At 75.8% G+C, this 380-nt stretch carries 1 protein-coding gene; it reads right to left on the bottom strand.

The window, feature by feature from the left end; all coding sequences use genetic code 11:
• On the bottom strand, positions 1-380 hold a 380-nt coding region (locus tag DW309_RS19700; RefSeq protein WP_205812775.1), incomplete at both ends, for a hypothetical protein.

Raw genomic sequence — 380 nt, 5'->3', positions numbered from 1 at the left:
CGCAGGGCCGCTGCCCCGAAACGGCCCGCCGCCATCAGGCCCCAGAACGCGGAGGTGCCGAGCGCGGCCGCGGCCGGTTCGAGCGTGAGCACGCGCTCCGGGATCACGGCCGACCAGCCGGAGAGCACGGTCTCGACCCCCACGTAGAGCGGCAGGGCGAGCGCGAACGGCAGCAGCACCGCGAGCGATCGCACGTCACGCGGCGCCGGGGCTTTCGCGGCGACCGTCGGCACGGGCGCGATGAGCACCGACACGGTCACCAGCGGCACCGCGGCGAGAAGAGCCAGCAGCGGACGGGTGTGCGCTCCCAGCACCACCGCGAGCGGGGTGGCCGCGGCGCACACGGCGACCGTGCCCATCAGCGCACTCAGCAGCCCGGT

The organism is Microbacterium sp. K41, from assembly GCF_004794395.1.
Taxonomy (GTDB): domain Bacteria; phylum Actinomycetota; class Actinomycetes; order Actinomycetales; family Microbacteriaceae; genus Microbacterium; species Microbacterium sufflavum.
This window is presented reverse-complemented; position numbering and strand designations above follow the sequence as displayed.